This is a genomic window from Curtobacterium sp. 'Ferrero' (assembly GCF_002412165.1).
In the GTDB taxonomy this organism is placed as follows: Bacteria; Actinomycetota; Actinomycetes; order Actinomycetales; family Microbacteriaceae; genus Curtobacterium.
Map to the genome: position 1 here is coordinate 384,665 of NZ_NXIA01000001.1, position 24,904 is coordinate 409,568.

Here is a 24,904-nt window from a genome sequence, read left to right on the forward strand (position 1 = left end):
GACCAGCCTACGAGCGACCGGCGACACCCACCCCGTTGTCCACAGCGCCGTCCGTGCGGTCGCCGGAGCCGGCCGCGCCGTCGGCGTGGGCCGGCGCGTCCGACCAGCCCGTGCCTCCCGGCCGGACCCAGCGCGCGCCGCCCGCCCAGGCGGGCACCGGTCCGCGGAAGCGCGGTGCCTCGCGCCCGGCGAACCGCCGGTCGAGGCCGGTGCGCCACGCGAGGAACTCGACCATGCCCCAGTACGCCAGCGACGTGCCGAGGGTGACCAGCCACCCGCCGACCGTGCCCTCCGCGTCCTGCGAGGTCAGGTCGATGCGCGACCACCCGGGCGCCTGGAGCACGAAGATCATGATGTTGTTGAAGCCGTGCTGGAGGACGGTGGCCTCGAGCCCGCCGGTCCGGAGCACGATGATCGCCGCCACGAGCCCGAACGAGCCCACGTCGAGGATGCCCCAGACGTTGTAGCCGTTCGGGATGTGCAGGAGGGCGAACACGACGGTCGAGACGACGACCGCGGCGACCGTGCCGAACCAGCGCGGGATCCACGACGCCACCGTCTGCATGAGGAAACCGCGGAAGACGTACTCCTCCGCCGCGCCCTGGAACGGCACGAGCACCACCACGAGCACGAGGGTGAGGACGAGCGTCGACACCGTCACCGTCGACTGCCCGATCTCGGCGTGGTCCCATCCCAGTCCCCCGTCGAACGTGAGCATCGGGAGGCCCTGGAACGCGAACATGACCACCGCGATGACCAGGGTCGGCAGCACGCACCAGGCCGTCCACCCCCAGCGCACCCGGAAGCGCACCGACGACAGCACGCCCCGGCCGAGCCCGGCCACCCGGACGGCGAGGACGATCCCCGGCAGGAGCACCACGAGCGAGACGAGCGACACCGAGAGGACGAGCGGGTCGGTCGGGTCGAGGGCCGCGTCCGAGATCTTCCGCTCGAAGTCGATCAGGCCCTGGGCGCCCGCGCTCGCGCCGATCGGGACCGTGTAGGCCACCACGATGAGCACCTGTGACACGAGGTACCAGCCGGCGAGGAACGCGATCGCGACCAGCGGACGCCACCACCGCCAGCGGGCATCGATGCGGGTCAGACGCTGGTAGGGAACGCTCACGGTTCGCAGGGTACCGGGACGGGCAGGATGGGAGCCGTGCTCACCGTCGTCCTCGGCCTGTCCGGCGCGCTCGTCTACGGGTTCGCCGACTTCCTCGGCGGGGTGGCCTCGCGTCGGGTCCGCCCCGTGGTCGTCACGGCGGCGGCAGCGCTCGTCGGGCTCCTGCCGCTGCTCGTCGGCCTGGTCGTCGTCGGGGGGACGTTCTCGTCGTCCGCCGTCGTCTGGGGCGTCGTGGCGGGGCTCGCCGGCGGTGCGGGTGTCCTGCTGCTCTACACCGCCCTCGCGATCGGGCCGATGAGCGTGCTCTCCCCCGTGACCGCCGTCTTCGCCGCGGTCGTGCCGGTCGTCGTCGCGGTCCTGCGCGGCACCGCGCTGTCCCCGCTGGCGGTCGTGGCCCTCGTGGTCGCCGTCGTCGCGGTCGTGCTCGTCGCGGCGGTCCGGGACGCCTCCGGGGCACGGGTGACGGCCAGGGGCGTGCTCACCGCCGCGGTCGCGGGGTGCGGGTTCGGTGGGATCGTGCTCGCGTACGACCAGACGCCGGACGCCTCCGGCGTCGCGCCGCTCGTCGTCGCGCGGGCGCTGCAGGCGGTGCTGCTCGGCATCGCGGCGGGGGTCGCGGTGGCGCGGGGACGGACGGGAGGCACGGGTCGCCTCCGTCCGCCGGCCCCGGTCGCGGGCGGGGCCGCTCCCGGCAGCGGCGAGCCGCCCGCCCGGGCGGGTGCGGACATCCGGTCGTCCGGCGCGTCGTCCGGCGGGTCGCGGACGCGGCTGCTCGCCGTCGTGGTCGTGTGCGGGGTGCTCGACGCGCTCGCGAACGTGTTCGTGCAGGCCGGGTTGCGCTCGAGCGACGACCCGCTGACCCTGCCCGTGATGAGCGTGCTCAACGCGCTGTACCCGATCGGCACGGTGGTGCTCGCGGGGGTGGTGCTGCGGGAGCGTCTGACCCGGTTGCAGATCGTCGGGATCGTGCTGGCGTTCTCGGCGTCGGTCGGGCTCGCGCTGGCCTGACCGGGTGCCCGGGCGGGGTCGGGGATCAGGCGTCGGGGATCAGGCGCTTGCCGAGCGACACGGTCTGGTCGGGCGAGTACCCGAGCGACTCGTAGAAGCCGATCACCCGCTCGTTGCCCGCGCGGACCTGCAGGTTGACCTTCGGGCACCCCATCGCCGCGAGCCGCTGCTCGAACTCGGCCATGAGCGTCCGCCCCAGACCGGACCCCTGGAGCTCCGGGAGGACGGCGAGGTAGTTCACCCACCCGCGGTGTCCGTCGAAGCCGGCCATGCCCGCGGCCACGACACGGCGGTCGGCGTCCTCGGCGACCAGGAAGAGCTCCGACTGCACGGTCGCCTTGCGCTCGATGTCGCGGCGGGGGTCGTTCCACGGACGGACGAGTCCGCAGGCCTCCCACAGCGCGACGACGGACTCGGTGTCCGACGGGACGAAGGCTCGGATGCGGTACTCCATCTCCACACGGTAACGGTCCTGTGGACGACGCCGTCACCGTCCCGTCGGCGTGGGATGGTAGAACAGTCCGACCACCAGGATCAGGAGCCCCGTGACCGCACACGACACCCTCCCGTCGCACCGGGGCGCGGAGGAGGACGACCACGACGTCTCGAGGCGCCCCCGACGACGGCAGTCGGTGGGCGGCGCGGTCGTGTCGTTGGTCGCCGAACTGCTCATCATCGCCGGCGCAGCCACCGGACTGTACGTGGTCTGGACGGCGTGGTGGACGGACGTCGTGGCCGTGCAGGCGCAGACGAAGCTCGTGGACGGGCTCGAGCAGCCGGCGCCGAAGGCGACGACCGGCACGGAGCACCGCGGCACGGCACCGGTGCTCGCCGAGCCGAAGGACGTCACCGACGTGTTCGGCACCATGCAGATCCCGCGGTTCGGCAAGGACTACGACCGACCGATCGGCGAGGGCACGGACCGCGAGAAGGTGCTCAACACGATCGGCCTGGGGCACTACCAGGACACCGCGATGCCCGGAGCCCCCGGCAACTTCGCGGTCGCCGGGCACCGTGTGACCTACGGAAAGCCGCTCAACCAGATCGCCGAGCTCAAGGACGGCGACGCGATCGTGGTCCGGGTCACCGACAAGGCCACGAAGTTCGACGTCTGGTACGTCTACAAGGTCACGGACTCGCAGATCGTCACGCCGGACCACATCGAGACGATCGCCCCGGTCCCGAACAAGCCCGGCGTCGAGCCGACCGCGAGCGACCGGTGGCTCACCCTGACGGCATGCCACCCGATGTGGTCGGCGGCCGAGCGGTACATCGTGCACGCCAAGCTCGACTACTGGATGCCCGTGTCCGAGGGCACCCCGAAGGAGCTCGCCCAGTGATCTTCCCCCTCGTGTGGCGGCTGTTGCCGGGTCCGACGGCGCTCAAGGTCGTCGAGCTGGTCGTCCTGCTCGCCGCGATCGTGTTCGTCCTGTTCACGTGGGTGTTCCCCTGGGTCGCCGCGGACATCCTGCCGCCGCCGGACGGCACCGTCGACCCGTCGGCATCGCCGAGTCCGTAGCGGGCGGGCGGTCAGACGGTCGTCGTCACCCGTGAGGCCCCGGAAGCCGTCCGCCGCACCGCGATCCGCTCGGGAATCCGCTGCTTGAGCTCCTCCACGTGGCTGACGATGCCGACCTGCCGTCCGCCCGCGGTCAGGCGAGCGAGCTGCGCCAGCACACCGTCGAGCGCCTCCGGGTCGAGCGTGCCGAACCCCTCGTCGACGAACAGCGTGCCGAGCGACACCCCGCCCGCCTCCGCCTGCACGACGTCGGCCAGCCCGAGCGCGAGGCAGAGCGAGACCGTGAACGTCTCGCCGCCGGACAGGCTCCGTGGATCGCGGACGGAGTCGGTCGTGTGGTCGTGCACGGCGAGCGCCAGGCCCGTCCTGCGGGCCCGTGACCCGGACTCCCGCTCGTCGGAGGTCTCGAGCGTGAACCGGCCGCCGAGCATGGTGCGCAGCCGGTCGTTCGCGGCGGCGACCACGTCCTCGAACCGGCGCATGAGCACGTAGGTGCCGAGGGTGATCCCGGTCGGGTTCGCCGAGCCGGACCCGTTGGCGATGTCGGCCAGACGCACGACCGCTCGGCTCCGGGCCGACGTGTCGTCCCGCGCCCGCACCGCTCGGCGCAGGTCGGCGGCGCACCGCCCGACGGCGGCGGCACGGTCGGCGGCGGTCACGGCGATGCGGACCGCGTCCTCGGCAGCGGCTGCCGTCCGGGCGCGTTCCGCCGCGGAGGCCTCGAGGTCGAACTCGGTGTCCTCGTCGTCGGCGGCGGCCCGGACCGCGGGTTCGTCGAGCCCGGCGTCGACGACCGCCCTGGCGGTGACGGCGGCGTCCACCGTGCGACGGAGCTCCCGCTCGGTCGGCTCGTCCACCACCGCGGCACGCGCGGCGACGACGTCGTCGAACCCGTGCTCCGCGAGGGCGGTCTCGACCTCTGCGACCCGGTCGGCCACCACCCGCTCGCACTCGGCGACGGCGGCGTCCGCGGCGGCGATCGTCCGCAGCACGTCGATGCGGTGGTCGAGCGACCGCACGACGGCCCCGAGCCCCTGGTCGGCCGGCCAGGACCCGGACGTCCCGGAGTCCGCTGCCGACGGGTCGTCCACGTGCCGGACGAGTCGCGCCGCCGCGGCGGCGACGGCGTCCGAGTCACGCTCGAGCGCTTCGGCGTCGGTGGCGAGGGCGCCGTCGAGGACGGCACGGCGCGTGACGAGCTCGTGGCGGTCGTGTTCGCGGCGGCGGGTGACGTCGTCGTGGGCCGCGAGGGCCTGGTCGCACGCCGTGCCCTCGTCGACCGCGTCGCGAGCCGCGGTGACGTCCTGCTCGGCGTGGAGCAGGCGCTCGGCCAGGACGGCGGCGTCGAGGTCCCCGACGAGCTGCGCAAGGCGCTGCTCCTCGGCACGCTCGACGGCGAGGTCGGCTGCGACGTCGGCGAGGCGGCGTTCCGCGTCGCGTGCGCGCTGTGCCGCGGCGTCGATCGCCTCGGGCGTCGGGTGGTCATCCTGCGGGAGTGCCCGGCTGGGGTGTTCGACCGCGCCGCAGACCGGGCACGGCTCGCCGTCGTGCAGTGCGGCACCGAGCTCGCCGGCGAGGCCCGCGATGCGTCGCTCACGGAGGTGCTGCTCGGCTGCGACCGCGGAGCTCGCCGCGGCACGGGCGGCCCCGACGGCGTCCGCAGCGGTGCGCACCCGTGCGGTGGCGGCCGCGAGCGCATCGAGCTCCCGGCGGAGTGCCGTGAGCCGCGTGACCTCGTGTTCGGCATCCGCGAGCCCCGAAGCGGTCCGTGCAGCCGCGGTCGCACGCTCGACGATCGCCGCGCGCCCCTCCGGCCGCTCGGCGAGCTCGCGGTCGAGGTCGGCGAGCCGCGCCGTGAGGTCGTCTCGCTCCGCCCGTGCCCGCTCGAGCGCCCGAGTGCGTGCGGACAGCCCGTCGGCCACCGCGACGAGGTGGCGGTCTCGGGCGACGTCCGTCGCGATCGCCTCGGCCAGGGCGTGGACGTCCGCGGCGGCGTCGACGGCGTGCCGGTCGCGGAGCACGGCGGCGTCCGCCCGGGCCGACGCCGCTCGGTCACGCGCAGCGTCGAGACCGTCGGCGACGCCGACGACCCGTCCCGCCCGGGCGCCGACCGACAGACGGTCGCGTGCTGCCTGGACGGCCGGAGCGCCCTCGTCGAGCTCGGCACGGCGACGCAGCAGGTCTCGTCGGCGGTCGCGTGCTGCTGCGCGGGCGCGGAGTCGGTCGTCGTGTGCGGCGGCGGTGTCCGCAGCGGTGACGGCGGCGGCGCGGTCCTCGTCGGCTCGTCGGGCGGCCCGGTCGACCGCAGCGACGACCCCGTTGACGACGACCTCGATGACGTCGGACCCGGCGCGGTCGGGCTGGGCGGCGTCGGTCAGCGGGTCCACCCCGGCCGCCTGCTCGAACCGCGCGAGGGCATCGCGCACCCGGGCGTCCGCGCCCTCCACCTCGGCGAGCACGGCCCGGCGGCGGGCGGCGAGTTCCTCGGCGGTGCGGTCGTACACCTGCGTGCCGAAGAGGGATTGCAGGAGCTTGCGGCGGTCCTCGCCGGGCGAGCGGAGGAAGCGGGCGAACTCCCCCTGCGGCAGCACCACGGTCTGCAGGAACTGGGCACGGTCGAGCCCGACGATCCGGGCGATCTCCGCCCCGACCTCGGGGATGCGGGCGGACAGGGGCTCGCCGGCGGGGTCGGTCGGCGACGCGAGCCGGACGAGCTGCGCGGACGCCTGCTGCCGGACCGTCCCGGTGCCGCGCTGCTTCGGGCGGTCGTACTGTGGCGACCGCCGGACCCGGTACACCCCGGCCCCGGTCTCGAACACGAGCTCGACGAACGGCTCGACCGCGGGGTCGGCGTGCTGGCTGTGCAGGCGGTCGTTGCTGGCGTCGGCCCCGGCGAGTCCGCCGTAGAGCGCGAAGACGACGGCGTCGATGATGGTCGACTTGCCCGAGCCGGTCGGCCCCTCGAGCAGGAACACGCCGGACGCGGCGAGTGCCGCGAAGTCGATCGTCACGGTGTCCGGGTACGGCCCGATGGCGCGGAGCTCCAGCCGGTGCAGGTACATCAGCGGTCTCCCTCGGTGGCGAGCGCGCGCGCCGCGGCCTCGTACGACTCGGTGAGCACGGCACGGTCGTCGTCGTCCGGTGCGACCCCGGTGGCGAACGTCACGAAGTCCGCAGCGACCTCGACCGGGTCCGAGGTCGCGCTGACGGCCCGCGCCGCCGTCCGGGTGCCGGCTTCGGCGGGTTCGTGGGTGATCGCGAGCGCGTGGGGCAGGTGGTCCTTGACGCGTGCGTACATCCGCTCGGGGTGGACGGTGTCGGTGACGGCGACCCGGACCCAGGCGTCGGCGTCGGCGGCGAACGCGCCCTGCTCGATCTCGTCGATCGTGCCGCGGACGTCGGCGAGCCGTCGGAGCACGGGCAGCGGCAGCAGCTCGACGGCCACCGCGCCGTCGGCGGCGAGGTCGACGAGCGTCACCGACTTGGCCTGGTGCCGCTCGCCGAACGAGAACGCCAGCGGGGAACCCGCGTACCGCACCCGGTCGTCGGGACCCACCCGCTGCGGGCCGTGCAGGTGCCCGAGGGCGACGTAGTCGAAGCCGTCGAACGTGGACCGCGCGACCATGTCGACGCCACCGACCCGGATGTCCTGCTCGCTGTCGCTCGGCTCGGCACCACCGACGAAGGCGTGCGCCACCACGACGCTGCGGGTGCCCGTGCGGGTCGCCAGGTCGGCGCGGATGCGGTCGGTCGCGGCTCCGACGACGGCCTGGTGCGACCGGGCGAGCGGCTCGTCGGGGACCTCGGCCAGTGCGTACCGCGTGAGGTCGGGGTGCAGGTACGGGATGCCGTAGACGGCGACCGGGCCAGCGTCGTCGTCGAGGAGCACCGGCGTGGCGATGCCCGCGGGTTCGGCGAGGATGCGCACCCGCGCGCCCATGACGCCGGCACCGAACCCGAGTCGCGCCGCCGAGTCGTGGTTGCCGGGCGTGATGACCACGGTCGCGTGCTCGGACAGGCGTTCGAGGGCCCGGGAGAGCATGCGGACCGCCTCGACCGGGGGCACCGCGCGGTCGTAGACGTCTCCCGCGACGACGACCAGGTCGACCGAGCGCCGCTGCACGAGGTCGACGAGGTGGTCGAGGAAGGCGGCCTGGTGTCCGAGGAGGTCGGCACCGAGCAGCGTGCGGCCGAGGTGCCAGTCGCCGGTGTGCAGGATGCGCATGCGGTCACGGTAGCGGCGGCCCCGGACATCCGTGGGCGCCCCGCGGCGACGGTGGACGGTGCACGTCACCCACACTGGGCGACGACGCCGAGCCCGACGACCGAGACCAGGGTGACCCGCACCGGTTGGGTCGTCTCCGCGGTCCACGTCCCGCCGAGGTTCGTCCGCAGCTGGAGGTCGAACGTGCCGAGCGAGAGCAGCCCACTGCCGCCGTAGGGAAGCGACGTCGCGGTCCCGGGCGCCGACGCCACGACCGTCGACCCGGAGAGCAGCTCGAACGCGATCGGCACGCCGTCGGCGGTGCTGCCGGGGTAGGACCACGAGATCCTGACCGAGGTCGCGGACGCCGCTGCACACGTCAGCCCGGTGACGACCCGGGGCGTCCCCGCCCCGAACGACGCCGTGGACGCGGTCGCCCTCGAGAACGGCACCGCGATCGCTGACGGTGACGGCAGCACCCCGGCCCCGACCACGAGCAGTGCGACCGCGGCCGCGCTGCCGGCCCGGTGCGCCGACCGGCGCGTCCCGACGGTCGGACCACCGGACGGGAGGGACGGTGCGGGCCCGCCCCGCGCCTCCCGTCCGTCTCGGCCGGGGTCCGGACCGTCGTGGTCGTCCGCGTGGTCGAGTCCGGCCCGGCGGAGGGAGCGGTCTGCGGAGCAGAGCGCGAGCGCGGCCGCGACCGCGAGCGCCAGCAGCGCGAGCCTCGCCCAGTCGCCGTCGCGTGCCCAGGTGACGGGCAGGCCGACGAACGGCACGCGCAGGACGGCGACGCCCCGCACGGCGTCGGGCTGGACCGGGGTCGAGTCGACCCTCGGGTTCGCGTCGCCCTTCGTGACGAGTGTGCCGCGGTCGCCGGGCTCGACGTAGCGGTGCAGGCGGAGGTGTCCGGCCTGGTCGGGGTCGTCGGCGAGCAGGACCCGACCGACCTCGACCGCGGTGTGGTCGACCGGACGCGAGACGACGACGTCGCTGGGCAGCAGCCGTGGTGCCATCGACCCGGTCACGACGGTCGTCGGCTCCCAGCCCACCGCAGCCGGGACGGCCGCCCAGAACGCGAGTCCGAGCACGACCGCGATGCCCGCGCGTGCGACCGTGGCGACGACGACGCGAGCCCAGTCGGTCGCGTCGTGCGTGACGGGACGCGGTGCACCACGGTGCGCCGCGGTGCTGACCATGCCGGTGTCCGTCCGAGGGTCAGCTGTTCTGTGCCTCCCACGTGAACCCGAGCGACGCGGTTCCGCCCTGGAGCGAGTTCAGGGCACCGGACGGCAGCCCGTAGGTGAACCGGTACACGCGGGTCTCCGAGGCGGTGCCCGTCGGGGCCCAAGACCCGACGCCGGTCGCGAAGTTCGTGGAGGTGGACCCGAAGTCGGCGAGCGTGGTGTCGACGAGCGTGCCGTTCGTCGACGCCGGCGTGAAGCCCGAGCACGAGCCGAAGCCGCCGCCGGTGCCCTGCTCGATCTTCAGCGTGATGCTCGAGGCGAGCGACTTCGTGGTCGCCGCGGACGTGCCGTAGAGCTTGACGGTCGACGGGAGCGTGCCGGTCGAGGTCACGGCGATGCAGTTCGAGCCGGAGGATCCCGGCTTCAGCCCGGGGACGGTGAAGAGCGCGGTGTCGGCGTCGTCGTCGGACAGGGCGACGGTACCGGCCGCCCACGTGCTGGTGGGGTTGACGGTCGTGGCCGAGAAGGCCGAGTACGAAGCGGTCGAGACGACGACACCCGACGCGACGAGTGCGGCGGGGACGGCGATCCAGGCGGTGAGGCGCGCAGCGCGCGGCGTGACACGGGACATGCTGACTCCAGCGGAGAAGTGATCTGATCGGTGGTGGCCCGGAACCGCGGTGGTTGGTCGCGCTGCGAGCCGAGGGTCCGGTCGGGGTGAGCGACCGGTGGAGTGGTACGACCATCAAGCTACTTCCCGACCGAGCGACCCACAAGGGTGTCGGCACCCCAGCGTTGGGGGTATCTTGATCATCAAGATTCTTGTTCCATGGAGACCGAGGACGCCTCGCCCTCCCGACCGAGAGAACCCATGCCCGACACCGCTCCCGTCCTGCCCCGCCCGCTGGACACCGTCCCGCCGACCTCACCGGACGTCGACGCCGTGGGGTCCACGCCGGTCGACTCCCCCGACGACGGGCTCGCCCGACTGCGGACGGCGTTCCGACTGTTCCAGGTGCAGCACGCGCGACTCCTCGACCACGAGAGCGACGCCCGCGGCCTGCACGCGACGGACGCGCGGCTCGTCTTCCACCTCGCCGCGGCGGACGGCGCCGCCCTGACGCCGAAGCAGGCCGGGGCGTTCCTGGGGCTGTCGACCGGAGCGATGACCTCGCTCGTGGACCGGCTCGAACGACGCGGGCACCTGGAGCGGCGGCCGAACCCCGCCGACCGTCGGAGCATCCTGCTGCAGCTCACGCCGTCGGGCGCGGAGCTCGCCGAGGCGATCGGCGCCCGCTGGACCGATGCGCTGGCGTCGGTCGTCCCCGCCGTCGACCGCGCCGCCCTCGCGGACGTGTTCGACCGGCTCGGTGCCGCACTGGGGTCGCGACCGGACAGGTGAGGGCGAACGCCGGCGCGCCCGCGTAGCGTCGCCGGGGTGACCCCTTCCGAACTCCTCATCGAAGCGTTCTCCCGCGTCCCCGAGACGGTGGGCCGCGCCGTCGACGGCCTCTCCGAGGACCAGCTCGCCACCCGGCCCGCAGCGGGGGCGAACACCCTCGCGTGGCTGGCCTGGCACACCGCTCGCGGGCAGGACGCCCAGGTGGCCGACCTGGCCGGTTCCGAGCAGGTGTGGACCGCGGACGGCTGGGTGGAACGCTTCGGCCTGCCGTTCCCGGCGGAGGCGCTCGGCTACGGGATGTCGGGCGAGGAGGTCGGGCGCGTCCGGGCGTCGGCCGAACTGCTCACCGGGTACCTCGCCGCCGTGCACGAGCGCACCGTCGCCTACCTGTCGTCGCTGGCTCCGGAGGACCTCGACGCCGTCGTGGACGACGCGTGGGACCCGCCGGTGACCGCCGGCGTCCGGCTCGTCAGCATCCTCGACGACTGCGTGCAGCACGCCGGTCAGGCCGGTTACGTGCGCGGCCTGCTCTTCTTCAGCAACTGACACCGGAACGGACGGGAGGCCCGTGGCGGTGTCGCCACGGGCCTCCCGTCCGTCGTCGGGCACCTCCGGTGCCCCGCACCCGTCAGCGCGCCGCGAGCTCCGCGACCAGGCGGTCGCCGGGAGCGGCGTCCACGAGGTCGGCCTCGATCTCGGCGTTGTCGAGGATGCCCTCGATCTTCCGACGGCGGTTGCGCGTGACGATGGTCACGACGGTGCCCTCGGCGCCGGCCCGGCCGGTGCGGCCGGAGCGGTGCAGGTACGCCTTGTAGTCGTCCGGGGCGTCCGCCTGCACGACGAGCGAGACGTCGTCGACGTGGATGCCGCGGGCCGCGACGTCGGTGGCGACGAGGACGTTCACCCGGCCGCTCGACAGGAGCCCGAGGTTCCGGGTCCGGCGCGACTGGTTGAGGTCGCCGTGGAGCGAGGTCGCGCGGATGCCGGCGTCCTCGAACTGGTCGGCGAGCCGCTCGGCGTAGGCGCGGGTGCGGGCGAACACGATGGTCTTGCCCTCGCCGGCCACGAGCTCCTCGAGGAGCTGGTCCTTCTGGCGCTGCTCGACCACGAGCACGCGGTGGTCGATCGTCGAGGACGCCTGGTCCTCGCCGGCGACCTCGTGGACGCTCGGCTCGTGCAGGAACTCGGTGACGAGGGACGCGACCTGCGCGTCGAGCGTCGCGCTGAACAGGAGCTTCTGCGCGCGGTTGCCCTGCGGCGTGACCTCGGCGGTCGCGGACAGGATCTCGCGCACGGGCTCGAGGAACCCGAGGTCGCACATGTGGTCGGCCTCGTCGAGCACGGACACGATGACCTCGCTGAGGTCGAGCTTGCCCTTGTTCATGAGGTCCTGCACGCGACCGGGCGTGCCGACGATGATGTCGACGCCGCGCTGGAGCGCACCCTCCTGGCGACCGTAGGGGACGCCGCCGTAGATCTGCGTCGTGAAGAGCCCGACCGAGCGGGCGATCGGCTGCACGGTGCGGTCGATCTGCAGGGCGAGCTCGCGGGTCGGCGCGAGGATGAGCGCTCTCGGGGCGCGGCCCATCTTCCGCTTCGTGCCGCCGCCGTGCTCCATGAGCTTCTCGACGAGGGGCGCTCCGAAGGCGATGGTCTTGCCGGAGCCGGTGCGGCCACGGCCGAGCACGTCCTTGCCGGCGAGGACGTCGGGGATCGTGGCGGCCTGGATCGGGAACGGGCTCGTCGCGCCCATCTCGGCGAGGGTGCGGGAGATGTTGCCACCGATGCCGAGGTCGGCGAAGGTCACGCCCTCGACGTCGGCCGCGACGGTGGCCTCGGCCTGGAGCTTCTCGAGCTTGACGTCGTCGGCGGGCACGTAGGGGGTGCGGGACGCGTCGCGGTCGGAGCGGTCGCGGCGGGGGCGGTCCTCGTCGAACGAGCGGCGCGGGCGGTCGTCGAAGCGGCGGGGGGCGCGGTCGCGGTCGTCGTGGTCGAAGCGCTCACGGCGGGGACGGTCCTCGGCGAACGAGCGGCGGGGGGCGCGGTCGCGGTCGTCCCGGTCGAAGCGGCGCGGGGCGCGATCGTCCCGGTCGAAGCGACGCGCGCGGTCGTCCTGGTCACGACGCGGCGCACGGTCGCGGTCGTCGCGGTCGAAGCGACGCGGACGGTCGTCACGGTCACGACGCGGAGCGCGATCGTCGCGGTCGAACCGACGCGGAGCGCGGTCGTCACGGTCACGACGCGGAGCGCGATCGTCGCGGTCGAACCGACGCGGAGCGCTGGGCCCCTGCTCGCCGGTACCGGCGCGACGCGGAGCCTGCGGAGCGTCGCGACGGCCGTGCGAGGAGGGAGCGTCACGGTCACGACGCGGAGCGCGATCGTCGCGGTCGAACCGGCGCGGACGGTCGTCGCGGTCGAACCGACGCGGGCGGTCGTCCTGGTCACGACGCGGCGCACGGTCACGGTCGTCACGGTCGAACCGGCGCGGACGGTCGTCACGGTTCCAGCGGCTCTGGCCGCCCTCGCGGGGCTCCCAGTTCGGCCGCGCCGGACGGTCGCCCTGCGCGCCACGGCCGCGACGCTCCTCGGCGTCCCAGCGCTGCTTCTGGCGCGGCTGCGCCGGGTCGGCGGCACGGAAGCCGCGGTGCTTGCTCGACCGAGCGGCAGGGGTGCCGTTCGGGTGGCGGACTCGATCGTCGGCACGCTGACGCGCGCCCTTGTCGTACGGGGCCATCGTTCTTTCCGGGGTGCGGACATGCCACGACACCCGGCAGCGACATCGGCGGGGGCGGTACGTGGAGCGGGGGTTCATCCCGTCGCGGATCGACGTGATTCCAGCCCTCGAGCAACACACACCCAAACGAAGAACTCCGTGGTCACAGTGCCACGGCGTCGAAGGCCGACCGAGTGAGTCTACGCGATGCGCCGCGCCCTGGCCAGCCCCGACCGGCGGGAGCCCTCTCAGGACTCGGCGAGCCGCCGCCGCTGCTCGGCCACGTCGAAGTCCGCGGGCGGCCAGGTGAGCTGCATGTCCTCGAGCGCTCGGAGCAGGAGCTGCTGCACCGCGAGCCGCGCGTACCACTTCCGGTTCGCAGGCACCACGTACCAGGGCGCCTGCGCGGTCGAGGTCCGGTCGAACACGATCTGGTACGCCTGCTGGTAGTCGTCCCAGAGCTGGCGTTCGTCGATGTCACCCGGGTTGAACTTCCAGTGCTTGTCCGGGCGGTCCAGCCGGTCGCCGAGGCGTTCGCGCTGCTCGTCCTTCGAGATGTGCAGCATGACCTTGACGATGGTCGTGCCCTCGGCGACCAGGCGGTCCTCGAAGTCGACGATGGCGCCGTACCGACGCTCGATCTCCTCCGGCGGTGCGAAGGACCGCACGCGCTGGATGAGGACGTCCTCGTAGTGCGAACGGTCGAACACGCCGAGCTGCCCGGCGCGCGGGAGTTCCCGCTCGATGCGCCAGAGGAAGTCGTGCGCCCGTTCCTCGGCCGTCGGCGCCTTGAAGCCGGCGTAGTGCACGCCGTTCGGGTCGACCGCGCCGACGACGTGCGAGACGATCCCGCCCTTGCCCGCGGTGTCCATCGCCTGGAGCACGAGCAGCACGCGGCGCTGGTCGCCCGCGGTGGAGGCGGCGTACAGGCGTTCCTGCAGGGCGGACAGCCGCGACGCCCCCGCGGCGAGCGCCTCGAGCCCGTCGATCTTGCGGCCGGGGAAGCCCGGGGTGCCGTCGGGGTCGATGCGGTCGAGGCGGAAGCCCTCCTCGACGCGGAGCAGCGGTTCGGGGTCGGCGTTCCAGGCCTTGCGTCGGCTCACGGGTCCTCCTGCGGGGTTCTGCGCCCATCCTGGCACCGGCGGACGACGCACGGACGGGCCGGACCGGGTTAGCGTTGACGTGATGGGAACCGGCCGCCGCACCTCGCTCGCCGTCGCGGGTGCGCTCGCCACGCTGCTGGCCCTCGCCGCCTGCAACCCCGGCGCGACCGGTGACCGGAACGAGGTCGTCACCGCCGATCCCGTGATCTACCCGCTGTCGCTCCGCTACCACGGCATCGACGTCGTCGCCGACGTCCCGTACGGGGCGGATCCGCTGCAGCGGCTCGACGTGTGCCTGCCGGCGGACAGCGATCCCGCGACGACCGCGACGCCGGAGCCGACCGCCACGGCCACCGGGGACGCCCGCTCGCTCGCACAGGACTCGAGCCGCGCCCGTCCGGCGGTGCTCCTGGTGCACGGCGGGAGCTGGTCGCACGGCGACAAGGCGACGGCGGCCTACCGGTCGGTGTGCCGGTACCTCGCGTCGCAGGGCTTCGTCACGTTCAACGTCGACTACCGGCTCGCCCCGACTGACCCGTTCCCCGCCGGGTACGACGACGTCCGGCGGGCGCTCGACTGGGTGTTCCGCGACGCGACGCTCGCCACCTACGACGTCGACCGCGACCGCGTGGGCGTGTTCGGCGGCAGCGCGGGCGGCAACCTCGTGGCGCTCCTGGCGGTCACCGACCACGAGTCCGCGGCGTACGCGGCGGGCGACCGCATCCGTGCGGTAATCGACCTCAGCGGGCCGACGGACCTGACCACCCGGTCGACCGAGGAGGACGGCGTCTCGGCGTCGTTCCAGCGGAAGCAGCTGCTCTACCTCGGGTGCCGGACCTACGCCGCGTGCCCGGCGGCCGAGCAGGCCTCGCCCACGTTCCACGTCACGGCGGACACCCCGCCGTTCTTCATCGGGCACTCGACGGACGAGTTCATCCCGCTGTGGGAGTCACAGGAGTTCGCGGCGGCGCTGCGGGCGCACGACGTGCCGGTCACGCTCGTGCAGGTCCGGGGGACGGCGCACTCGATCGCCCAGCTCGACGAGGCGATGAGCAAGCGCGTGGTCGCGTTCCTGCGCGCCCGTCTCGGCTGACGGGCGCTCCGCCCCGACCGTCGGACGGGAGGCGCGGTGCGGGCCCGTACCGCGCCTCCCGTCCGCCGCCGGGTCGCGTCCGCAACCGGACGCGGCCGGCTCGGGCTGGGCCCGCCGCGGGCTGGCCCGGTCTCGAGCTGGGCCCGGTCATTACGCGCGAGGACGGACACGCCGCCAACCGGCATGGGTTGTCGATCTCCGGTCTGGCCGATCGGGCGTTCCCGCCCCGGGTTCCGCGAACCGGATCGGCCAGATGCGGATCGCAACGTGCGCCGCTGCGCGTGTGCGCAACGCGCGTCCCCTGCCCGGGTGGCACCCGGAGTCGGGACTGCTGCCCGACGCCCGGACGGCGCAGACTGCCGGGGTGACCGACACCTCCACGCGCCCCGCGACCGCCCCGACCACGTGGCCGTACGCGTCCTCGCTCCGGACTGCGGCCGAGTTGCTGCTCGGGCTCTCGTTCCTCGCGACCGTGGCGTTCGGGGGCTTCGCCGCCCTCGCCGGTGAGCGCTCGGTCGTCGCGCAGGTCGCAGCGGTGGTGTTCCTCGTCACCCTGACCTGTGTGCTCGTCAGCTGGTTCCGCGGCGTGGAGGCCGACGACCGCTGACGACCCCGGACCCCCGCGTCGGGTGACGGTGCCCGCCGTCCCCGACGCGGGCTACTGCGCCGCGGCCTTCACAGCGCGCCGCTGACGTCGTTCCTCGCGACGGCGCTGTCGCCACTCCCGGCGGCTGATCCCGGCGGCGATCCGGTCCGCTCGGCGCTCGCGGGCGCCCTCGACCACGGAGTACAGCGCCGGGAGCACCACGAGGGTCAGCAGGGTCGACGACACCAGGCCGCCGATCACGACGAGCGCGAGCGGCTGCGAGATGAACCCCGACTTGCCGGTCAGGCCGAGCGCCATGGGCACGAGCGCGAAGATCGTCGCGAGGGCGGTCATCAGGATCGGCCGGAGCCGCCTCGTCGCGCCCTCGACGAGCGCCTCGCGGACCCGCAGTCCCCGGCGCCGGTACTGGTTGACCAGGTCGATCAGCACGATCGCGTTCGTCACGACGATGCCGACGAGCATGAGCAGACCGATGAGGGACGCCACCCCGAGCGGGATGCCCGTCACGATCTGCAGCAGGAGTGCACCCGTCGCGGCGAACGGCACCGACACGAGGAGGAGGAGCGGCTGCAGCAGGCTCCGGAACGTGGCCACCATGATCACGTAGACGATCAGGACCGCCACGAGCGCGGCGAGCAGCAGCTGGCTGAACGCCGACGACTGGCTCGACGCGACACCGCCGATGCTCGCGGACGCTCCGCGCGGCAGGTCGAGGGCGTCGACCGCTGCGGTGACGTTCTGCACGGCGGCCCCGAGGTTCGTCGAGTCCGGCGTCACCGTGATCGTCGCGGTCCGGACGGCGTTCGCGGTCGTGATCGTGGTCGGGCCGTCGGACTGCTCGACCGTCGCGAGGTCCGACAGCGGCACCGTGCCCGTCGACGTCGGGATCGACAGCGCCTTCAGCTGGTCGATCGTCGTGGGCGGGTCCGCGTCGGCGATGTAGACGTCGAGGGTCGCGTCGTCGATCTCGACCGTGCCGGTGTCCCGCGGGGACACGGCAGCCGCCACGACCGCGCCGACCTGCGTCTCGGTGAGGCCGCGCTCCGCCGCCTTCGTCCGGTCGACCCGCACCGCCAGGTAGGGCTCGGCCGCGGAGAGGTTGCTCGTCGCACCGGTCGTCGCGTCGACGCCGCGCATCTTCCGCAGCACCTCGTCCGCGGCGGTCCGCAGCTCAGCCTGGGTCGGGGCCGTGACGTCGACCTCGATGTCGCTCGAGCCGCCGAACCCGCCGCCCGCGGTCGAGAGGGAGACCTCACCCGCGCCGTCGATGCGGTCGATCCGGTCACGGGCCTCGGACTGGATCGTCGTCTGGTCGGCGCCGGAGTCGGTGGTCACGTTGTACTGCACGGACGCGGTGGCGCTGCCGCCGAACGCCGCCTGGATCGACTGTCCGCTCGAGCCGATGGTGGTCTGCACGGTCTCGACGCCGTCGATGCCCTGCAGCACCTGCTCGACCTTCCGCGCGGCGTCGGACTGTTCGGTGAGGCTCGTGCCGGGCTCGAGGTCCTGCGTCACGGTGAAGGTGTTCTGGCCGGAGTCGCCGAGGTAGTTCGTCTTGACGAACGGCACGGCCGCCGCGGTGCCGCCGAGCACGACGAGGGCCAGCAGCAGGACGACCGCGGGCCGCCGTACGACCCAGGCGAGCACGGGCACGTACCCGCGCTGCAGGCGGTCGCGGCGACCGGCGTCGTGCAGGTCGTCGGCGGACGCGAGCGTACCGGTCGACGCCGACCGGGCCGGGGACGGAGCCTCGACGGCGGGCTCCGCCTCGCCGTGCCCGGCAGCGTCGCTCCGCTCGGCCGCCGCGTGCCGGTGCGACTTCGGCGCCCGGAGGAACCAGTACGCGAGCACCGGCACGATCGTCAGCGACACGAGCAGGGACGCCACCAGGGCCATCGTCACGGTGAGCGCGAACGGTCGGAACAGCTCGCCGACCAGCTCGGCGACGAACGCCACCGGCAGGAACACCGCGACGGTCGTCAGGGTCGAGGCGGTGACGGCGCCGGCCACTTCGCGGACCGCGTCGAGCACCGCCTGCGCCCGGTCCACCCCGGGCTGCAGGTGCCGCTTGATGTTCTCGATGACCACGATCGAGTCGTCGACCACTCGACCGATCGCGATCGTGAGCGCCGCGAGCGTGATGATGTTGAGTGTGTAGCCCGCGGCCTGCATGCCGATGGCGGCGAGGAGCACCGAGGTCGGGATCGAGATCGCGGTGACCAACGTCGAGCGCAGCGACAGCAGGAACACCAGGATCACGACGACCGCGAAGCCGAGGCCGAGCAGGCCCTCCTCGGCCAGGGAGTCGATCGACTGCTGGATGTAGGGCGCCTGGTCGAACACCACGGTGAACTGCGGGTTGCCGGCGACCTTGGCCTCGATGCCGGGGAGCGCGTCCTTGACCGTGTTCGACACGTCGACCGTGTTGGCCTCCTGCGTCTTCGTGATGGCGATCGTCAGCGCGGTCTTGCCGTCGACGCGGCTGATCGAGGTGCGCGGCGACTCCTCGATGGCGACCTTCGCGACGTCGCCCAGCAGGGTCGGCGTCGTGGTCGCGCCGGATGCCGGACTGGAGGCGCTGCCCGCGCCCGTCCCGCCGGCTGCGGTCGTGCCGCCGGTCGCGCTCGTCCCGCCGGTCGCGCTGGTCGCGCCGGTCGCGGAACCGGACGACCCGGTCGCCGCGGAACCGCCCGAACCGCCCGAGCCGCTCGAGCTGCCCGAACTGCCCGAACTGCTCGAGCTGCCCGAGCCGCTCGACGACGCCGTCAGCGGCAGCGCCTCGATGTCCTGCACGGAGGCGATCCGCTCACCGGTCTGGACCGAGAGCGTCTTCCCGTCCTGGGTGATCGTGCCGCCCGGGATCAGCGTGCCGTTGTCGTTCAGGGCGTCGGAGATGGACTGCGTCGTCAGGCCCTTCGCGGCGAGCTCGTCCTCGTCCGGCGTGATGACGACGCGCCGCCCGGGGTTGCCGAACACGTCGGCCTGCCGGACGCCGTCGAGCTTCTCGAGGTCCGGGACCGCCGTGGCGTTCAACCGGTCCACCAGCTGCTCCTGGTTGCCCGACCCGGTGACGGCGAGCTGCAGGACGGGCAGGTCGTCGAACGACCCGGTCACGATCTGCGTCTGCACGGTGTCGGGCAGGGACAGCGCGTTCACGGCGGTCTGGATCTTGTCCTCGGCGCTCGCGAGGTTCGAGCCGTACCGGAACGAGGCGGAGACGACACTCTGGCCGGTCGAGGACGTCGCACTCGTCGACTCGAGGTCCGGCACCACCTGGATCGCCTGCTCGATCTTCGTCGAGACGTCGTTCGACACCACCTCCGGGGTCGCGCCGGGGTACGCGCTGACGATGGCGACCTGCGGGAACTCGACGCTCGGGATCAGCTCCTGCTTGAGGTTCGTCAGTGCGATGCCCCCGAACACCGCGACCACGATCGTGACGAGTGCGATGAGGGCACGGTTCCGGAGGCTGAAGACGGAGAGGAGGTGCACGGGACGATCCTCGCAGGCCCGGGAGCCCGGGGTTCAGCCGAGCAGCAGGTAGGCGCCGGTGACGCCGGCCGTCCCGACCACCCCGGTGCCGAGCGCGATCAGCCGTCCGGCGATCGTCCGGCACGTCAGCACGCCGACGAGCAGCACCGCGACGCCGACGACGATCTCCACCGTCCAGAAGCCGGTGCCGGTGGTCGCGGCGACCGCCTGGAGTCCGCGGACCCCCTCGCCCACGAGCACCGCGGCACCGACCCCGGCGGCCGCGGCACGCCAACGTTCGGCGCCGGACCGGAGTGCCCAGGCCACCGCGCCCGCGAGCAACCCTGCCGGGACCCCGATCAGCACCCAGAAGTTCGTGATCGACAGGAAGTCCGGGTAGCCGCGGAGGTTCGTCGTCGCCCAGTACCCCACGTGCATGAGCTCGAGCACGACGACGCCGAGCACCATCGGCAGCACGACCCCGCGGACGCGCACGACGAGCACGAGGAGCACGGCGACCGCGAACCAGGGCCCGGCCGAGTTCGCGAGCACGCCGAGGCCGGGGACGGCCTGCCCGAACGAGGTGAGCGCACCGGCCAGCACGGCGGCCGAGAGCGCCATCGTCAGCCGTGCCGCGGCGGGCACCCCGGTCGTGGCGGTGCGGTCGCGGTCGATCGTCGTGTCCATGACCCCACGGTCCCGCACCCGGGCTCGGACGGGCATCCGCCCGGAGGACGCACCGGGTCCACCGGAGGGATGACCCGTCCGCGTCAGACGACGGCCGCCAGCGACCCGGTCGTGCCGGCGACCTCGCCGCCGACGCGCGCCCAGGCCCGGGCGAGCACGTCCACCGTCCGCTCCCGGTCGGCCGCGGGCATCGTGAAGGGCACGCGCAGGAACCGCTCGAACCCGCCGTCGGCGCCGAACACCCCGCCCGAGGCGAGCACGACGCCCTCGTTCCGGGCCGCGAGCACGAGCGTGCTCGACACCGGGCGGCCGAGTCCGACCCACGTCGTCAACCCGCCCGCCGGCGACGGGACGTCCCACTCCGGGAGTCGCGCACGCAACCCGCCCACGACGTCGTCGCGGGCCTGCGTCAGGTACGCACGCCGTTCCTCCAGGACGGACTCGGTGCGCGGGACGAGCTCGCGCGCGACGAGTTGGTCGAGCACGGGCGTGCCGAGGTCGCCGGTCGGCCGGGCCAGGAGCAACCGCTGGAGCAGCTCGGGCCGCGCCCGGATCCAGCCGATCCGCAGACCGCCCCAGAAGACCTTGTCGGCCGAGCCGATCATCACCACGTCGTCGGAGGCCGCCGCGAGCGGGGTCGCCGCCGGGCCGTCGATGCGGAGCTCCCCCATCGTCTCGTCGGCGACGACGGTCGTGCCGACGGAGGCCGCGACCGACACCAGGAGGTCGCGGGCGTCCGGCGTCATCGTGGCGCCGGTGGGGTTGTGCAGGGCGGGCATGACGTACGCGACCGCCGGTACGGCGCGACGGAGGACGTGCTCGAGGACGCCGGTGTCCCATCCCCGTCGGGCGTCGACCGGCACGCCGACGAGTCGACCGCCGGCCTCACGGAACGCCTCGTGCGCGTGCGGGTACGTCGGCGACTCGACCAGCACCGCGTCCCCGCGGCGCACGAGCACCCGGGCGAGGAGCGCGATGGCGTGCTGCGCCCCGATCGTGACGATGACCTGCGACGGCGTCGTGGGGAGTCCGCGTGCGGTGTACCGGTCGGCGATCGCGGCGCGCAGGCCCGGGTCCCCGACCGTGTCGTAGCCGACCCCGGCGAGCGCCGCGGGCACGTGCCGGACGGCGCGCTCCACGGCCTCCGCGATGCCGGGTGCCGCGTGCAGGGCGGCCTTGCGGAGGTCGAGGACGTCGCCGTCCACCACACCGCCGAGGCGTTCCGGGTCCGGACGGCCGACGAGGTCGCGTGGCAGCCGGACGACGCTGCCGGACCCGCGCAGCGACACGAGGAAGCCGTCCTCGCGGAGCCGGGCGTAGGCGCCGGCGACGGTGGTGCGGGAGACGCCGAGCGCCGCCGCCAGGCCCCGTTCGGCGGGCAGGCGGGCGCCCTGGGGCACCCGGCCGTCGATCACGAGGACGCGGAGGGCGTCGGACAGGGCCTCGTACGCGGGGGCGTCGGCGTCACCGCGCCAGTCGGTGAGGAGGGCCGCGGCGGACCGTGCACTGAGCAGGACGGGGGTCACGGGTCCACGGTAGCGCGATTGGCCCTCGACGTGCAGGCCAATCCGTCCCACCATCGGAGGGTGTCCCGCTCCCCTGCACTCGTCCTCCGCTTCGCCCAGCTGTTCGTCGGCCTGTTCCTGTACGGCGCCTCGACCGCACTCCAGGTCCGCGCCGTGGTGGGCGTCGCCTCGTGGACGGTCCTCACCGAGGGCCTCGAGCACGTCGTGCCGTGGTCGTTCGGGGTCATCACCGTGGTGTCGAGCGGGGTGATCCTGCTCCTCTGGATCCCGCTCCGGCAGAAGCCGGGCATCGGGACGCTCCTCAACGCCCTCGCGATCGGGCCGTCCGCGGACCTGGTGCTGTGGCTCGTCCCCGCACCGGACGGACTGCCCGCCCGCCTCGGCCTGTTCGTCGGTGGACTCGTCCTGCTGGCGGTGGCGACGGCGCTGTACATCGGTGCCGGGTTCGGGACGGGGGCGCGCGACGGGTTGATGGTCGGCGTCTCGCAGCGCTTCGGGTGGCCGATCTGGGTGGCCAGGACCGTCATCGAGGTGACCGTCGTCGTGGTGGGCTGGCTGCTCGGTGGCGACGTGGGGGCCGGGACCGTCCTCGCCGCGTTCGTGATCGGCCCGATGGTGCAGCCGCTGCTGCCGGTGTTCCGCCGGTTCCCGTGGAGCCCCGAGCGGGTCGCCGTCACCACCCCGTCGACGCCCGGGCCCACGACCCGGGTCGCTTCCTGATCCGACCCTTGCACCCGCCCGGAATCGCGATGTATCGTGTTCGCACCAGACGCGATACATCGCGAGTTCGAGGAGGCAACATGGCGCAGGAGAAGTGGCTCGTCGAGGAGCCCAAGGTCATCGACACCGGGATCGTCCGACGCCTGCGCGTCGGACTCGTCGGTGGACAGGTCGACGTCGTCGCCCACGACGAGCCGACCGCCCGGGTGGAGGTGCACAGTGTCTCCGGCAAGCCCCTCATGGTCGAGGTGGACGGCGACACCCTCACCGTCGACCACCCGCAGATCCGCTGGGACGACCCGATCGGGTTCCTCAAGTCCTTCCGCGGTCGGGCCCAGGCGGACGTCAGCATCCTCGTGCCGCGCGACGCCCCGTTGACGCTCGGCGTCGTGTCCGCGGGCTCGCTGCTCTCCGGCACGAACCGCGGTGCGACGCTCCACACGGTGTCGGGCGACGTGGTCGTCGACGGCGTCGCGGGCGACGTCACGGTCAACGCCGTGTCGGGCACCACGACGGTCCGGGAGCTCGACGGCGCGCTCACGGTGCACACCGTGTCCGGGGACGTCGTGGCGACCGGGGCGATCCCGCGCTTCCAGGCCGACGGCGTGAACGCCGACGTCGTGCTCGACCTGCACGGCACGCCCGACTCCGCCCGGGTCAACACCGTGTCGGGCTCGGTCAGCGTCCGGCTCGAGGACGGCGTGCCCTACCGCTGCACGGTGTCGACCGCCTCCGGCAAGCTCCAGTTCGACGACTCGGAGATCCGCGGCGTGCGCGGCTCCTACGTCAAGCAGGGCGGCGAGCTGTCCGGGCAGTGGCTCGACCTCAAGGTGAACTCCGTCTCGGGCGACATCGCGGTGCTGCACGCGCCGCCCGTCGCCGACGGGTCCGCCGCCACCTCGACGACCGACGGCGAGGTGCCCGCATGAGCCCCGTCTTCGCGCACGGCCACCTGCGCCTCTACCTGCTCGTCCTGCTGGCCGACCACCCGATGCACGGGTACGAGGTCATCACCGCGCTCGGCGACCGCTTCGGCGGCACCTACGTCCCGAGCGCCGGCACCGTGTACCCCCGCTTGGCGAAGCTCCAGGAGGAGGGTCTCGTGACCGGGACGCCCGACGGCCGGAAGACCGTCTACGCCATCACCGACGCCGGTCGTGCCGAGCTCGACGCCCGGTCAGCCGAGGTCGCCGCGCTCGAGGACGGCGTGACCGACTCGGTGAAGTCCCTCGCCGACGGCGTCCGTGCCTCGGTGGGCGAGGCGATGCGGTCCCTCCGCGCCGACCTCGCGGCGAGCACCCAGGCCCCGCGCGGTCAGACGGCCGACGAGCCGGTCGACGTCCCGACCGCCGGTGCCAGCGCTCTCCGCGAGGTCGAGATGGTCCTGTCGTCGTTCCGGCAGCAGGTCCGTGCGGACCTCCGCCGCCAGGCGACGCGGGGCACGCTCACGGGCGACACCGTGTCGCGGCTGCGCGACGGCCTCGAGGCGCTGCGCAAGTCGCTCTGAACCGAGCGCGGCGGTGCGGGCGCACGCCGCGCCTCCCGGTCGGCGGGTGGTCCCCGCCCCGGAACCTGGTTCCGGACACCGCACCGTGCTTGTTCGCGGTGTCGTGTCCGGAACCTGGTTCCGGACGGGAGGCACGGGGCACGACCGCCCCGTGCCTCCCGTCCGTCACGCGGTCGCCGTCGGGTCGACGCCACCCGCGTCGGCGAGCGCGTGCATCGCGTCGCGCAGCGCGCGCGACGCTCCCGCCCCCGCCCACTCGTAGGCGTGCGTGAACCGCTCGTCCTGCACGTACATGTCGGCGAGCGTGCGGAAGCGGTCGGCGTCGATCCCCGGGCCCGGCGCGTGCCGGAGCCAGTCCAGCTGTCGTCGCGCGAGGGCCGTGCCCGCCTCGGAACCGGGACCGTCACCGGAGGCGGCGAGCGCCGCGGCGTCCCGTGCGACGGCACGCTGTTCGTCCTGGAAGGCGGTCTTGGCGGCGGCGTCCTGCGACGACCACCAGTCCTGTCCGCGCTGCCATGCGTCGGCGCCCCAGCGTTCCTCGACCTCCTGCCGGAAGCGGGTCTGGTCGAACCCGTCGAAGGTGTCCTGTGCGTTCATGTCGTCTCCTCGTCCGATCCTCGTGATGGTGGTGCGCACTGCCGCGAGCTGCCGCGCGATGCGGTCGCGCTCGGCCTCGAGCCACTCGACGTGCGCTGTGAGGGCCGCCACGTCGTCCTGTTCCCCGTCGAGCACCCGTCCGATCTCCGCGAGCCCCAGCCCGAGCCCGCGGAGCAGCAGGATGCGCTGGAGCCGCACGAGCGCGCGGTCGTCGTAGCGACGCAGCCCACCGGCACCGGTCGCCGTGGCCGGTAGCAGCCCGACCGCGTCGTAGTGACGGAGGGTGCGACTGCTCACCCCGGCGGAGCGTGCGACGTCGGCGATCGTGTGCGGCGCTTTCGCAGCCGCATCCGACGAGTCTGTCCAGTCCCTCATGTCCACCACGCTAGAGGTTGACGCGGCGTCAACCGCAAGGCCCGTCATCCGTGACGTTG

General features: G+C 73.7%; 22 protein-coding genes. 10 read left to right on the forward strand and 12 right to left on the reverse strand.

Going from position 1 to position 24,904, the window contains the following annotated elements:
• Positions 1-7: 7 nt before the first annotated feature.
• Positions 8-1,126, reverse strand: coding sequence for a CPBP family intramembrane glutamic endopeptidase (locus tag Csp2054_RS01830; RefSeq protein WP_096897572.1), 1,119 nt, complete (start codon positions 1,124-1,126; stop codon positions 8-10).
• Positions 1,127-1,162: 36 nt separating this feature from the next.
• Between Csp2054_RS01830 and Csp2054_RS01835 the strand changes: the two genes are divergently transcribed.
• Complete coding sequence (locus Csp2054_RS01835; protein WP_096897573.1) at positions 1,163-2,134, forward strand: EamA family transporter; 972 nt, start codon at positions 1,163-1,165, stop codon at positions 2,132-2,134.
• A 25-nt stretch (positions 2,135-2,159) separates the two neighbouring features.
• On the opposite strand, the gene Csp2054_RS01840 is transcribed toward Csp2054_RS01835, so the two are convergent.
• Positions 2,160-2,588: a GNAT family acetyltransferase gene (locus tag Csp2054_RS01840; RefSeq protein ID WP_096897574.1), complete on the reverse strand. Its 429-nt coding sequence runs from the start codon at positions 2,586-2,588 to the stop codon at positions 2,160-2,162.
• Between the two features lie 91 nt (positions 2,589-2,679).
• On the opposite strand from Csp2054_RS01840, the gene Csp2054_RS01845 reads away from it, so the two are divergent.
• Positions 2,680-3,474, forward strand: a complete 795-nt coding sequence (locus tag Csp2054_RS01845; RefSeq protein ID WP_255252569.1) for a class E sortase — start codon at positions 2,680-2,682, stop codon at positions 3,472-3,474.
• A complete protein-coding gene (locus Csp2054_RS01850; RefSeq protein ID WP_255252570.1) occupies positions 3,471-3,653 on the forward strand; it encodes a hypothetical protein in 183 nt (60 codons plus the stop codon). The genes Csp2054_RS01845 and Csp2054_RS01850 overlap by 4 nt, the downstream gene beginning before the upstream one ends.
• 11 nt (positions 3,654-3,664) lie before the next feature.
• Here Csp2054_RS01850 and Csp2054_RS01855 read toward each other — a convergent pair whose 3' ends face one another.
• The 4 genes from Csp2054_RS01855 to Csp2054_RS01870 all read right to left on the reverse strand — a co-directional run bounded on the left by Csp2054_RS01855 (position 3,665) and on the right by Csp2054_RS01870 (position 9,675).
• A complete protein-coding gene (locus tag Csp2054_RS01855; protein WP_096897575.1) occupies positions 3,665-6,715 on the reverse strand; it encodes an AAA family ATPase in 3,051 nt (1,016 codons plus the stop codon).
• Positions 6,715-7,878 (reverse strand): exonuclease SbcCD subunit D, encoded by a 1,164-nt coding sequence (locus Csp2054_RS01860; RefSeq protein WP_096897576.1) that lies wholly within the window; start codon positions 7,876-7,878, stop codon positions 6,715-6,717. The genes Csp2054_RS01855 and Csp2054_RS01860 overlap by 1 nt, the downstream gene beginning before the upstream one ends.
• Positions 7,879-7,943: 65 nt before the next feature.
• A complete protein-coding gene (locus tag Csp2054_RS01865) occupies positions 7,944-9,056 on the reverse strand; it encodes a hypothetical protein (protein ID WP_096897577.1) in 1,113 nt (370 codons plus the stop codon).
• Between the two features lie 19 nt (positions 9,057-9,075).
• Positions 9,076-9,675 (reverse strand): hypothetical protein, encoded by a 600-nt coding sequence (locus Csp2054_RS01870; protein WP_096897578.1) that lies wholly within the window; start codon positions 9,673-9,675, stop codon positions 9,076-9,078.
• Positions 9,676-9,915: 240 nt separating this feature from the next.
• On the opposite strand from Csp2054_RS01870, the gene Csp2054_RS01875 reads away from it, so the two are divergent.
• Together Csp2054_RS01875 and Csp2054_RS01880 are read left to right on the forward strand one after the other, a co-directional pair.
• Positions 9,916-10,446, forward strand: coding sequence for a MarR family winged helix-turn-helix transcriptional regulator (locus tag Csp2054_RS01875; protein WP_176491500.1), 531 nt, complete (start codon positions 9,916-9,918; stop codon positions 10,444-10,446).
• A gap of 36 nt (positions 10,447-10,482) precedes the next feature.
• The gene (locus tag Csp2054_RS01880) at positions 10,483-10,992 is read left to right on the forward strand and encodes a mycothiol transferase (RefSeq protein WP_096897580.1); all 510 of its coding nucleotides are present in this window, start codon (positions 10,483-10,485) and stop codon (positions 10,990-10,992) included.
• 82 nt (positions 10,993-11,074) lie between these two features.
• On the opposite strand, the gene Csp2054_RS01885 is transcribed toward Csp2054_RS01880, so the two are convergent.
• Both Csp2054_RS01885 and Csp2054_RS01890 read right to left on the reverse strand, forming a co-directional pair.
• Positions 11,075-13,180: a DEAD/DEAH box helicase gene (locus Csp2054_RS01885; protein WP_096897581.1), complete on the reverse strand. Its 2,106-nt coding sequence runs from the start codon at positions 13,178-13,180 to the stop codon at positions 11,075-11,077.
• A gap of 227 nt (positions 13,181-13,407) precedes the next feature.
• Positions 13,408-14,262, reverse strand: a complete 855-nt coding sequence (locus Csp2054_RS01890; RefSeq protein WP_096897582.1) for a polyphosphate kinase 2 family protein — start codon at positions 14,260-14,262, stop codon at positions 13,408-13,410.
• Positions 14,263-14,344: 82 nt separating this feature from the next.
• Here Csp2054_RS01890 and Csp2054_RS01895 point away from each other — a divergent pair, with 82 nt between their 5' ends.
• Together Csp2054_RS01895 and Csp2054_RS01900 are read left to right on the forward strand one after the other, a co-directional pair.
• Positions 14,345-15,355: an alpha/beta hydrolase gene (locus Csp2054_RS01895; protein ID WP_176491501.1), complete on the forward strand. Its 1,011-nt coding sequence runs from the start codon at positions 14,345-14,347 to the stop codon at positions 15,353-15,355.
• 364 nt (positions 15,356-15,719) lie between these two features.
• On the forward strand, positions 15,720-15,962 hold the full coding sequence (locus Csp2054_RS01900) for a hypothetical protein (RefSeq protein WP_141399083.1): 243 nt from the start codon (positions 15,720-15,722) through the stop codon (positions 15,960-15,962).
• 51 nt (positions 15,963-16,013) lie between these two features.
• On the opposite strand, the gene Csp2054_RS01905 is transcribed toward Csp2054_RS01900, so the two are convergent.
• The 3 genes from Csp2054_RS01905 to Csp2054_RS01915 all read right to left on the reverse strand — a co-directional run bounded on the left by Csp2054_RS01905 (position 16,014) and on the right by Csp2054_RS01915 (position 21,646).
• The gene (locus Csp2054_RS01905; protein ID WP_096897585.1) at positions 16,014-19,454 is read right to left on the reverse strand and encodes an efflux RND transporter permease subunit; all 3,441 of its coding nucleotides are present in this window, start codon (positions 19,452-19,454) and stop codon (positions 16,014-16,016) included.
• Positions 19,455-19,487: 33 nt separating this feature from the next.
• Positions 19,488-20,120 (reverse strand): DUF6518 family protein, encoded by a 633-nt coding sequence (locus tag Csp2054_RS01910; protein ID WP_096897586.1) that lies wholly within the window; start codon positions 20,118-20,120, stop codon positions 19,488-19,490.
• A gap of 83 nt (positions 20,121-20,203) precedes the next feature.
• On the reverse strand, positions 20,204-21,646 hold the full coding sequence (locus Csp2054_RS01915) for a PLP-dependent aminotransferase family protein (protein ID WP_255252571.1): 1,443 nt from the start codon (positions 21,644-21,646) through the stop codon (positions 20,204-20,206).
• Between the two features lie 60 nt (positions 21,647-21,706).
• Between Csp2054_RS01915 and Csp2054_RS01920 the strand changes: the two genes are divergently transcribed.
• From Csp2054_RS01920 to Csp2054_RS01930, 3 genes are all read left to right on the forward strand, one after another.
• Positions 21,707-22,366 carry a YczE/YyaS/YitT family protein gene (locus tag Csp2054_RS01920; RefSeq protein WP_096897588.1) on the forward strand — a complete coding sequence of 220 codons (660 nt, stop codon included), beginning with the start codon at positions 21,707-21,709 and terminating at the stop codon, positions 22,364-22,366.
• 80 nt (positions 22,367-22,446) lie between these two features.
• Positions 22,447-23,295 carry a DUF4097 family beta strand repeat-containing protein gene (locus Csp2054_RS01925; protein ID WP_096897589.1) on the forward strand — a complete coding sequence of 283 codons (849 nt, stop codon included), beginning with the start codon at positions 22,447-22,449 and terminating at the stop codon, positions 23,293-23,295.
• A complete protein-coding gene (locus Csp2054_RS01930; protein ID WP_096897590.1) occupies positions 23,292-23,873 on the forward strand; it encodes a PadR family transcriptional regulator in 582 nt (193 codons plus the stop codon). Before Csp2054_RS01925 ends, Csp2054_RS01930 begins: the two co-directional genes overlap by 4 nt.
• Positions 23,874-24,038: 165 nt before the next feature.
• Here Csp2054_RS01930 and Csp2054_RS01935 read toward each other — a convergent pair whose 3' ends face one another.
• Positions 24,039-24,845: a MerR family transcriptional regulator gene (locus Csp2054_RS01935; RefSeq protein WP_096897654.1), complete on the reverse strand. Its 807-nt coding sequence runs from the start codon at positions 24,843-24,845 to the stop codon at positions 24,039-24,041.
• Positions 24,846-24,904: the final 59 nt, after the last annotated feature.

Excerpts from the sequence above, each read along its gene's own strand:
- Csp2054_RS01840 (WP_096897574.1), bottom strand. The coding sequence starts at position 2,588 with ATGGAGTACCGCATCCGAGCCTTCGTCCCGTCGGACACCGAGTCCGTC.
- Csp2054_RS01855 (WP_096897575.1), bottom strand. The coding sequence starts at position 6,715 with ATGTACCTGCACCGGCTGGAGCTCCGCGCCATCGGGCCGTACCCGGAC.
- Csp2054_RS01860 (WP_096897576.1), bottom strand. The coding sequence starts at position 7,878 with ATGCGCATCCTGCACACCGGCGACTGGCACCTCGGCCGCACGCTGCTC.
- Csp2054_RS01865 (WP_096897577.1), bottom strand. The coding sequence starts at position 9,056 with ATGGTCAGCACCGCGGCGCACCGTGGTGCACCGCGTCCCGTCACGCAC.
- Csp2054_RS01870 (WP_096897578.1), bottom strand. The coding sequence starts at position 9,675 with ATGTCCCGTGTCACGCCGCGCGCTGCGCGCCTCACCGCCTGGATCGCC.
- Csp2054_RS01875 (WP_176491500.1), top strand. The coding sequence starts at position 9,916 with ATGCCCGACACCGCTCCCGTCCTGCCCCGCCCGCTGGACACCGTCCCG.
- Csp2054_RS01885 (WP_096897581.1), bottom strand. The coding sequence starts at position 13,180 with ATGGCCCCGTACGACAAGGGCGCGCGTCAGCGTGCCGACGATCGAGTC.
- Csp2054_RS01895 (WP_176491501.1), top strand. The coding sequence starts at position 14,345 with ATGGGAACCGGCCGCCGCACCTCGCTCGCCGTCGCGGGTGCGCTCGCC.
- Csp2054_RS01910 (WP_096897586.1), bottom strand. The coding sequence starts at position 20,120 with ATGGACACGACGATCGACCGCGACCGCACCGCCACGACCGGGGTGCCC.
- Csp2054_RS01925 (WP_096897589.1), top strand. The coding sequence starts at position 22,447 with ATGGCGCAGGAGAAGTGGCTCGTCGAGGAGCCCAAGGTCATCGACACC.
- Csp2054_RS01930 (WP_096897590.1), top strand. The coding sequence starts at position 23,292 with ATGAGCCCCGTCTTCGCGCACGGCCACCTGCGCCTCTACCTGCTCGTC.
- Csp2054_RS01935 (WP_096897654.1), bottom strand. The coding sequence starts at position 24,845 with ATGAGGGACTGGACAGACTCGTCGGATGCGGCTGCGAAAGCGCCGCAC.